This window comes from Sodalinema sp., from assembly GCF_046483825.1.
Lineage (GTDB): Bacteria > Cyanobacteriota > Cyanobacteriia > Cyanobacteriales > Geitlerinemataceae > Sodalinema.
Genome location: NZ_JAWOCL010000051.1, coordinates 1 through 9,369, shown reverse-complemented (window position 1 = coordinate 9,369; position 9,369 = coordinate 1). Strand labels below are relative to the sequence as shown.

11 protein-coding genes are annotated in these 9,369 nt (G+C 47.3%); 2 read left to right on the top strand and 9 right to left on the bottom strand.

The window, feature by feature from the left end; translation table 11 throughout:
• Window positions 1-28: 28 nt before the first annotated feature.
• Entirely contained in the window at window positions 29-484 is a 456-nt protein-coding gene (locus R6U67_RS03110) for a hypothetical protein (protein WP_410251195.1), read from the bottom strand.
• Between the two features lie 265 nt (window positions 485-749).
• Here R6U67_RS03110 and uvrB point away from each other — a divergent pair, with 265 nt between their 5' ends.
• A complete protein-coding gene (gene uvrB, locus R6U67_RS03105) occupies window positions 750-2,750 on the top strand; it encodes an excinuclease ABC subunit UvrB (RefSeq protein ID WP_410251194.1) in 2,001 nt (666 codons plus the stop codon).
• 55 nt (window positions 2,751-2,805) lie between these two features.
• Here uvrB and R6U67_RS03100 read toward each other — a convergent pair whose 3' ends face one another.
• From R6U67_RS03100 to R6U67_RS03065, 8 genes are all read right to left on the bottom strand, one after another.
• Window positions 2,806-3,618 carry a hypothetical protein gene (locus tag R6U67_RS03100; protein WP_410251193.1) on the bottom strand — a complete coding sequence of 271 codons (813 nt, stop codon included), beginning with the start codon at window positions 3,616-3,618 and terminating at the stop codon, window positions 2,806-2,808.
• The gene (locus R6U67_RS03095) at window positions 3,611-4,747 is read right to left on the bottom strand and encodes an AAA family ATPase (protein WP_410251192.1); all 1,137 of its coding nucleotides are present in this window, start codon (window positions 4,745-4,747) and stop codon (window positions 3,611-3,613) included. Before R6U67_RS03095 ends, R6U67_RS03100 begins: the two co-directional genes overlap by 8 nt.
• Window positions 4,748-4,891: 144 nt before the next feature.
• On the bottom strand, window positions 4,892-5,476 hold the full coding sequence (locus tag R6U67_RS03090) for a DUF4178 domain-containing protein (RefSeq protein ID WP_410251191.1): 585 nt from the start codon (window positions 5,474-5,476) through the stop codon (window positions 4,892-4,894).
• A gap of 29 nt (window positions 5,477-5,505) precedes the next feature.
• Window positions 5,506-7,125 carry a polyamine aminopropyltransferase gene (locus R6U67_RS03085; RefSeq protein WP_410251190.1) on the bottom strand — a complete coding sequence of 540 codons (1,620 nt, stop codon included), beginning with the start codon at window positions 7,123-7,125 and terminating at the stop codon, window positions 5,506-5,508.
• A 55-nt stretch (window positions 7,126-7,180) separates the two neighbouring features.
• A complete protein-coding gene (locus R6U67_RS03080; protein WP_410251189.1) occupies window positions 7,181-7,402 on the bottom strand; it encodes a hypothetical protein in 222 nt (73 codons plus the stop codon).
• 72 nt (window positions 7,403-7,474) lie between these two features.
• On the bottom strand, window positions 7,475-8,470 hold the full coding sequence (locus R6U67_RS03075) for a hypothetical protein (RefSeq protein ID WP_410251188.1): 996 nt from the start codon (window positions 8,468-8,470) through the stop codon (window positions 7,475-7,477).
• 127 nt (window positions 8,471-8,597) lie between these two features.
• Window positions 8,598-8,723, bottom strand: a complete 126-nt coding sequence (locus R6U67_RS03070) for a hypothetical protein (RefSeq protein WP_410251196.1) — start codon at window positions 8,721-8,723, stop codon at window positions 8,598-8,600.
• Window positions 8,724-8,781: 58 nt separating this feature from the next.
• Window positions 8,782-8,970 carry a hypothetical protein gene (locus tag R6U67_RS03065; protein WP_410251187.1) on the bottom strand — a complete coding sequence of 63 codons (189 nt, stop codon included), beginning with the start codon at window positions 8,968-8,970 and terminating at the stop codon, window positions 8,782-8,784.
• 195 nt (window positions 8,971-9,165) lie between these two features.
• Here R6U67_RS03065 and R6U67_RS03060 point away from each other — a divergent pair.
• On the top strand, window positions 9,166-9,369 hold a 204-nt coding region (locus R6U67_RS03060), incomplete at its 3' end, for a hypothetical protein (RefSeq protein ID WP_410251186.1).

The following is a 9,369-nucleotide window of genomic DNA, read 5'->3' as shown; positions in this document are numbered from 1 at the left end:
TGAGCCTTCTCGCGGGGGTAGGTAAGCTTTATTTGCGATTTGGGATAGAATCTGGGTCAATGGGAGAGTCGGAGGCGTCTGACTCGGGCAACGGATGAGACTCATCGACAAATTGCTGCCAACGGTCTTGACGGCGTTCGGGGACGATAAACTCGAGTTGCGAGTCTAAGCGATAGCGGCGTGAGATGCGTCGGGCTTGGCGACAGGAAATCGCAAACTCTCCCAAGGCCAGGTTTCCACCATCGGCGGAGTACGTCCAGGTTAGCTGTTCGCGAAACTCCTCTTGCTCACACCAACGCTGGGTGCGATCGTACATAATGGCAACATGGACATCGTACAATCGCAGGGATTCCCCCTCGGCCACCGGTTCCGTCACGTCCGTCTCGAACACGACAAAGTCCGCCACATTGTTCGGTTGCAAGGCATCAGGAGCGGCTTGCAAACTCAGCAGCAACAGTCCCAGAACGCTGAATCCCATCATCATCTCCTCAATATCGCTAATCCAGCAAAATTAGGCACAGAACCGCCAACCCTAGCCTATGTGATACCACTCTAAACTTTTCCTACTTTTTTGTCAAGCCAATTTTGGGATTTCTTGTAATAAGTTCTATCGCGATCGAAGATTGCCTTAGAATACTCTAAGTTGAGAAAAAATCCCCAACCTCTTGCTAGTTTGTCTTTTCTTCCCCTATTCCCTGTTCCCCGTTCCCTGTTCCCTGTTCCCTTGTTAGACCAACTGTTGCGACACCATGACATCTTTCGGGTTTACCTCTCCCTTCCAAGCCACCGGCGACCAACCTCAAGCCATTACTCAACTTAGCCAGGGGTTACAACAAAATAACCGTTTCCAAACCTTACTCGGGGCAACGGGAACGGGAAAAACCTATACAATGGCGAAAGTGATTGAGAATCTAGGCAAACCTACCCTGGTTCTTGCCCATAATAAAACCCTGGCCGCGCAACTTTGTAATGAACTGCGGGGATTCTTTCCCAACAACGCCGTTGAGTACTTTGTCAGTTATTACGATTACTATCAGCCAGAAGCCTATCTCCCCGTCACCGATACCTATATTGAGAAAACCGCCTCAATTAACGACGAAATTGATATGTTGCGCCATTCCGCCACCCGCTCTTTATTTGAACGGCGGGATGTGATTGTCGTGGCCTCTATTAGTTGTATTTATGGACTGGGGATTCCCAGCGAATATCTCAAAGCCTCGATTCTCTTTCAAGTTGGCCAAGAGATTGACCAACGACACCTGTTGCGGGATTTAGTCACCATTCAATATCAACGCAATGACTTAGACATGGGACGAGGAAAGTTTCGCGTAAAAGGGGATGTGGTCGAAATTGGTCCGGCTTACGAAGATCGGATTATTCGAGTTGAGTTTTTTGGGGATGAAATTGATGCGATTCGCTATATCGACCCGGTGACAGGACAGGTGATCTATAGTGTCAATAGCTTGCGGATTTATCCAGCGCGACACTTTGTGACGCCAGGCGATCGCCTCGAAATTGCCTGTGATGACATTGAATCAGAACTAGAAACGCAACTGGCGGTATTAGAAAAAACTGGAAAACTCCTAGAAGCGCAACGATTAGCCCAACGGACTCGCTATGACTTAGATATGTTGCGAGAAGTGGGATATACCAATGGCGTAGAGAATTACTCGCGCCATCTAGCGGGACGACACGCAGGAGAACCGCCGGAATGTTTAGTGGATTATTTCCCCGAGGATTGGTTGTTAGTCGTCGATGAGTCTCATGTCACGGTTCCCCAAATTCGGGGAATGTATAACGGCGACCAAGCTAGAAAGCGAATTTTGATTGACCACGGCTTTCGTCTTCCCAGTGCGGCGGATAATCGTCCCTTGAAAGCCGATGAGTTTTGGCAAAAAGTCCGCCAATGTGTCTTTGTTTCGGCGACTCCCGGAGATTGGGAAATTGAACAGTCTGACGGACAAGTGGTTGAGCAAATTATTCGCCCCACGGGAGTCGTTGACCCGGAAATTTTTGTCCGACCCACCGAGGGACAGGTAGATGATTTGTTGGGCGAAATCCGCGATCGCATCTCCCGCAAAGAACGCACCCTGGTGACGACTCTAACCAAACGCATGGCAGAAGATTTAACGGAATATTTCCAAGATCGGGGAGTCTTAGTCCGCTATCTCCACTCCGATATCAACTCTATTGAACGGATTGAGATTTTGCAATCCTTGCGTCAGGGTGAGTTTGATGTATTGATTGGCGTAAACCTGTTGCGAGAGGGACTCGATTTGCCGGAAGTGTCTCTCGTGGCGATTTTAGATGCCGATAAAGAGGGGTTTTTGCGGGCCGAGCGATCGCTGATTCAAACCATCGGCCGCGCCGCCCGTCATGTTCGCGGACAAGCGATTCTCTATGCTGACAATCTCACCAAAAGTATGGATAAAGCGATTTCTGAAACCCAGCGGCGGCGGGAGATTCAGTTAGCCTATAATGAAAAACATGGGATTACCCCAACCTCGATTGTTAAGAGTATTGATAACTCCATTCTCTCATTTTTAGAGGTTTCCCGGCGGCTGAATCGGCAACAATTGGACACGGCTTATGAACAAGTCGATGAGATTCCCTTGTCGCAAATTCCGGAACTGATTCAACAGCTTGAAGCCGAGATGCAGAACGCTGCCAAAAATCTGGAGTTTGAGACGGCGGCTAGTTTGCGCGATCGTATTAAACACTTACGAGATAAACTTGTTGGACGCCATTAAGTGAATAGCAATCCTGGTCTACTTTTGAGGGGTAAGGGTTGGATTGGGAAGTAACTCAGTCATTGGCTTCTGTACTCAGTTCGAGAAGAACTCGAATCAGTCGTTTCTCAATCTCGTCAAGATAGTCGGTTAGCCCAGTATGCTGACCCCGTTGTCGTAGAAGTTCTAGAGAGGTTTCTTCCCAACACTGCTGTTCTCGTGACCAATGACCACCCGTCAGTTCTTCAAGGACAATTTTGGGATTACGAATTCGTTCAGGTTCTTCACGAGAATTAGAACGTAATCGATGTGACTCCTCGCAGGGATCGAACGGTAACTGCTTCTTGATCGCCTCTAAGAGCTGAACCTCCTCTGGGTTGGAAGCAACAAATCCATTCAAAACCCAAGCTTCTCGCATTCGATTCGCCACACCAATGATAATTTCTAATTGAGGCGACTGATCAATCTGTTCTGCACGGGCCTGCTGCATTCCCTCTCGTCGCTCAGGTTGATTATCTAAATCTCGAATGAAGAGAACGGCTTTCAGAGAGCGGCTATCTTCATCCGGCTGGCTCTTTTTAAGTTGGAGAACTCGGATTAGATTCAAAATTTTAAGGGTTGCTGCACCATCCGCTTTCAGAGGTTTCTTTTTGCTGTGTCCCAAAAACTTCGGAATTGGTAAACCTGACGCCCTAGCACGCTGCATGATATCCTTAATATCGCTCCAGCATGAATAATCAGTTCCTGGATCTAAACCACTCCATCGAAACAAGTAGGGTAAAAGCTCAGGCTCTAACCAATCTACCGTTTCTACTAAAACTCGCTCAGCCAATTTGCTGGCCGTTTCAGCATCAGCACGACTCTCAACAATGACAATAAACTCAATCATCGACCCCAACTGTATCGATCCAATCTTCTCCTTCCGCATCCCAAAACTCACCGGTGGTTAAGGTTTGTTTAGCCCAGTCCACATCAGGATGCTCGTCTAATCGTTTAGAACGAGTAAAGCCTGAGTTTCGATGACTTAAAACATGAACTTGGGATGGAGTTAGCTCATCGACAATATACGGGGAGTGCGTTGACACTATAATTTGCAGATTTTTATTCGCCTGAATAATCTCTTTGAAAACCGTCATCAACTCCCGTTGCGCTTTAGGATGCAGTCCTTGTTCCACATCATCGAGTAACACTAAGTTGGGTAGAGTCGGATTCATTAAAACCGTCAAAAGACCTAGAGTTAGAATCGTTCCTTCACTAATAGCATGGGCTGGAATACGCTCACCCGTATTCATATCTAAGACAACTTCTTGTCCTGTCATTTCCTGGCTTTCTTCATAGGAAATTGACTTTCCATCGACTTCAATTAAACGTTGGCGATTCATGAGGACTTTGGCGCGTCTGACTCCGACCTTCTGAACGCCGGGGACAACCCGCTGCAACATCTCCTGCAAGGCTTGAAAATTATCTAGGGCTTCGCTACGTAGATAGTCTAGGGTGGGTGCTAATCCAGAACCATCAAATTCAACTCGTGGCGTAATGGCTTCACTATAAGCCGGTTTGGCGAGATTGGTCGCAACTAATTTCAGATGAACGGCAAACCTTAAAGCCTGAGAAATTGGAAATGGGGTGGTACTTAAGGAACTATCCCAACCTTGTGCGTGTCCTGTATCGTCAGCAAAAGTCCATGATACTCTTGGAAACCATTTGTTCTCTTGCTGTCGTTCAAAGTGATAGGAGGCTTGCCAATCTTGTCGGTTTTTCTGATATCCCCAGAAGCCACAGGCGCTGACAGACAGATGAGTTTGTCCCATCGTTGTCAGAAATTCTGGTGCTCGTTGATGTCCAAATATGTTTTTAAAGGGTGAATCTGCAAGGCGACTCAGATAATGTAGCGCTTGCAAGACCGATGTTTTCCCAGAACTGTTTTGTCCTACTAGTGCATGAAGGCGTGAACAATCTAGGTTGAGCGCTGTCGATGGATGACTTTTGAAATTATAAAGTTCTATCTTTTCAAGCATGGATTTTGGGAATCTTCCGGGTTTGAGATGACAAGTGCATAATAGTGATATAAATTCAGAAAAAAATCAACTTTTTGATAGAAGACTTAGTGGATTTACCCAAGGTAGGGGTTGGTCGTCTTTCGACTCACTCCGTCACGGTCTCTAGTCATACACCCGCTGGCCATCTCCCGGTAACAACATAAGTTCCGAAGGACGAATAATCGTCCCCACGGTTACTTCAATATCACCATCCCAATCCTCAATAGAAATGACCTGATTTCCCGAACCTCGATAATCCGAATACCGACATCGTTTAGCCGTCCGATTTAACGTCATCCCCTGGCGAGACATCGTCGCTTCCCCAGATTCAATACAGCGGTAATCATTCCCCTCAAACTGTAACTGCTTGGGGGGAGTTCCCGTGATTTCTAAATCGTCGGTGGGGGTTAACCAACTCACCTGAACTTGGTCATCTTCCTCGATCGCCAACCAACGAATGCGATCGCCATCCTGCAAAAGATATTCTTGCCACTGATAGCCATCATCATCATAGACCAACTTCCCCTGCACAACCCAATCCTCTCCCATATATTCGACGATATCGCCAATTTGTAGGGTAAAAATACTGCGTTCTAGGGGGACGATCTGGGGAGATTTGCGAACACTTGCTAATTGTCGTTGACGAACAAAGACAATCGTTGAAATAGCTAATATAACGATAACAAGAATCCAAAAATAAGTCAACATATTTTAGCCCTAATCAATAACTATTTGTACTACAACTCAAACCCATCCCAACGATTGTGAGTTTGATACGTAACAATCGCCGGACGAGACAGACGATTCACCTCCACATCCGAAAACTGAATATCTGCCGGTAAATCAAACAAATGCGCTAACAAAGGTTGCGTTAAAAAACGTGTTTCCACCGGCAACATCCAGGTTTCTGGATGAATCGCCTCACGACTGGCTAAGACAAACCCCCAGGGACCAAAACTGGGAACCTGAACCGTATAAGGATGCACCGAAAGTCCCACCGACTCCAGCGTCGCCACAATACAGGCCATCACCCGAGGCGCAAAAAAGGAACTGGAGGCTTGAGTAACCAACACCCCATCGCTGGCGAGACGGGGTAAGAGACGGCGATAAAAGCCTTCTGCGTAAAGTTTTGCTAAAATCGCTCGATCAGGGTCTGGGAAATCGGCGATAATCACATCAAACTGCTCATCTAACGCCGGGGCTGCTAAAAACGCATCGGCAATACGCACCTCAAGACGAGGATTATCTAAAGACTCCTGATTCACTCGTTTAAGAAAAGGATGACGGCGGGAAAGATTCACCACCTCGGGATCGAGATCAATCAGTAATAAACGCTCAACTTGTGGCCATTTCAGCACTTCCCGCGCCGCCATTCCATCCCCAGCCCCCAGCAATAACACCCGTTTCGGATTAGGAGTCGCACTCATGGCGGGATGCACTAAGGCTTCGTGATAGCGATATTCATCAATCGTTGAAAGTTGTAAATCTCCGTCTAAAAAGAGGCGAACATCCTGTCGCCAACGAGTCAGAACAATCCGTTGATAGGGCGATCGCACTCGGGCAATAATCGGCGCATCATAGAGGTTATTCTCTAGCGTATTACTCAAGGGAATCGCCAAGGGAGCAAAGCCAATTAAAATCAGGCTAATCGCCAATCCCCAAATCCGCCACGATCGCAGACTGGGGAAGTTTTGGGCCAAAATCACCACCATCAAGGCGGGGAAAGCGCCAATAATCGCCGCTGAGGGAAACAATCCCAACCAGGGAAGTAAAATCACCGGAAAGGCCAAAGAACCCACTAAGGCCCCCGCATAATCCAGGGCCAAAACCCCTGCAATGGCATCTTTTACCCCGTCATCTTGTTCAAAAATACGAGTCAGTAAGGGGATTTCAATTCCCGCTAAGGTTCCTAAAATTAGGGTGACGAGACTTAAGCCAATCCATAACGGACCATCGACCACGAAAATCGCAAATAAGCCTAGGGGTAAAAAGGCACTTAAGGGGGCGATCGCCAATTCCACTTGCATAAAATGCCGCAACAGTTGTTCTTGTTGTTGGCTGCGATCGCCCTCCGTCACCAAGAAGCGACTCAAGTAGGAACCAATCCCCATCGCCGCAAGAAACCCCCCCACCGCCACTCCATACGCCAGGGCCTGATTTCCCACCAAATAACTGGCTAAGGTTCCTAACAGCAGTTCCACCGCCAAACCACAAGCCGAACAAACCGCCGTCGCGGCTAACAATAAATTGCGTTGCGATCGCCCTAACGGTACCCAGGGGCGATCGTCCTGAACCTTCCGAGAAGCCTTGGTTTCTTCAGCGATAACATCAGCCGCCTTAGGGTGATTTGAGTCCATAACAATCCTATCAATACAAGTGAACAAAATTCCCGATTGTTAAATCACCGTCTCTCTATTTCCCAAACCCCGTTCCACCCCCAGAAAAGCCGCCTCCATAATTGGCGCGATTTCCCGAGTAATTCCACGTTCCAGAGCGATACACCCCATTTAAATAAGTTCCTTGGCGGGGCCAATACCGTTGTTGTTGGTTCTCTTGACGTAACGTAACCGCCGTTCGGGATGAATAGGCCGCCCCAACGGTTAAGAATGCTAGAATAATTGCTACAATTGCCAAGATTTTGGTTAACATTGTTTGCCCGACTGCAATAAACGGCAATAACTTGTAGTTCTGATCAAGATACCCAGGTTAATCTCGGGCAATTTCAACCACCGAAACCCCCGTCAAGGTTTGTACATTTTCCTTGACTCGTAATACTGTATCATCCACAGGAGCATCAGGCGTTACTTCGATATAGATGCCATAAGATCCTCGTTTTTTAAAGATAAAATACTGTTTTAGTTGACCCGTTGTTCGTTTAATATCTCCATCCTCATCTCGATGAAACGTTAGAGACACTGGTGTGACTTGATGGTGCATATTTTCCCCATAACCATCACTAACCCAGAGATTCACATCCAAGGAGTGAGGAGAGGTTTCATCCGCGACAATCTTCAACTTACAGCAAATCAAATTATCCTCACCCCCCATAATCGCACGACCCCCAATATCGCTATCCTTCACAAACTTATTAATCGTATCTTGACCTGAATTCTGAGTCGAGAGGAAGCAAAACGAGGCTAACCATCCTGTTCCAATCACGCCAGGGATGAGATAACGAGTATCAATGGCCCCATTAAAAACACGAACATGAAAACGAACCGACTCCCCCTCAACCGGTTGTCCTGACGTATCGGTATAATCAAGAATATTGATTGCAAGAGTAATCGTTTCTGGCTCATCTCCAGCCTGCAAATCCAAGGCTGCTTGGACATCTTTTTCCCGCCAAGTTCCCGATTCTCCTCCTTCTCGCCAAATTCCTGATTCCACCCAGGCTTGTTTTAACGCCGAGACAATTAAATTTCCCTCGTCATCTAAAACCCGAAGTTCATAGGTTGCCCAACGATTGTTATTGAACGAAGCATCCACATCAATCCGCATCGCCCCAATTAACTGAGGCTTCAGTTGCCAGGTTTTAAATTCAACAACTTCCCCTGGAGTTACTTCAATGCGATCGTCGAGAAGTTGTTGTTGAAAAATGGGACTAATAATTCCCGCCAGCAAGACTAAATTGGCTGCAAATAGAGCCAAATAGGTTGACCAATCGATAAAACGATAGGTCGTTGTTTTCGTGACAGAAGACATAAGACCTCTCAGCGAACCATCAACTTAACCCATCGAGATGAGTCAAGTATAACACAGAAGCCTGAGAGCTTTACCCTTAAGAGGTCAGAGATAGCGTTGAGCGCATTCAGCCACTTGGGGATGTTCATCATTGGCTAGAGTTTGCAGAGACTTCTGCACCGACTCCCCACCAATTTGCCCCACCAATTTGTCCGACGGCCTGGGCCACTCGTTGCCGCGTTTGCGGTTCTGGGTGATTCATGAACTCCTCAATCCAGCGAACCGCTTGAGCATCGCCGAGTTCTCCTAAGGCGCCAATGGCTGTGGTAGAGTTATGCCAAATCCGGGTAAGCCTCTCGGAACTTCAAGGCCCCCAACCCATCCGCCGCCTTCACATCTAACTCAGGGTCATCGTAGAGGCGGGTGTGTAACAGGGAGAAGCTTAAGTCCCGCTGAAAAAAAATAAAAAAATTTTCAGAAATAGTTGATAAACTCTTGGGTATAGCTGCTAGTACAGCCACGCTTAAGTGGATGAAGCGTCGTGAAGTGCTAGGGTAGCTGGTTTTGGTACAGCCACTCGGAGGTTTGAATCCTTCCACGCCAGTTGGCTGACTCTAATGTATCAGAAGCTAGGGCGGTTTGCCATTAATGGTGAAGCATTTACCATAAACCTGTGCTAATCCACCGAGCGTTTTTTTGCCGTTTCTATCCCCATTATGTCCCCCAGACTCCTATTTTTAACCGAGCGCTTTCCTCCTGACATCGGCGGACTCGCCCGCAGTGCAGGACGTATTGTTCAAAGTTTGGAACAACTTGGGATCAATGTAGATGTGGTCACCTGGACACGTTACCTTCCCTCTGTAGCAGTTCAACCCCCTCAACCCCAGGATTCTCCTCAAATCTTTCGGATTGGCTTATAT

Excerpts from the sequence above, each read along its gene's own strand:
- R6U67_RS03095 (WP_410251192.1), bottom strand. The coding sequence starts at position 4,747 with ATGCTTGAAAAGATAGAACTTTATAATTTCAAAAGTCATCCATCGACA.
- uvrB (WP_410251194.1), top strand. The coding sequence starts at position 750 with ATGACATCTTTCGGGTTTACCTCTCCCTTCCAAGCCACCGGCGACCAA.
- R6U67_RS03100 (WP_410251193.1), bottom strand. The coding sequence starts at position 3,618 with ATGATTGAGTTTATTGTCATTGTTGAGAGTCGTGCTGATGCTGAAACG.
- R6U67_RS03110 (WP_410251195.1), bottom strand. The coding sequence starts at position 484 with ATGATGATGGGATTCAGCGTTCTGGGACTGTTGCTGCTGAGTTTGCAA.
- R6U67_RS03090 (WP_410251191.1), bottom strand. The coding sequence starts at position 5,476 with ATGTTGACTTATTTTTGGATTCTTGTTATCGTTATATTAGCTATTTCA.
- R6U67_RS03085 (WP_410251190.1), bottom strand. The coding sequence starts at position 7,125 with ATGGACTCAAATCACCCTAAGGCGGCTGATGTTATCGCTGAAGAAACC.
- R6U67_RS03075 (WP_410251188.1), bottom strand. The coding sequence starts at position 8,470 with ATGTCTTCTGTCACGAAAACAACGACCTATCGTTTTATCGATTGGTCA.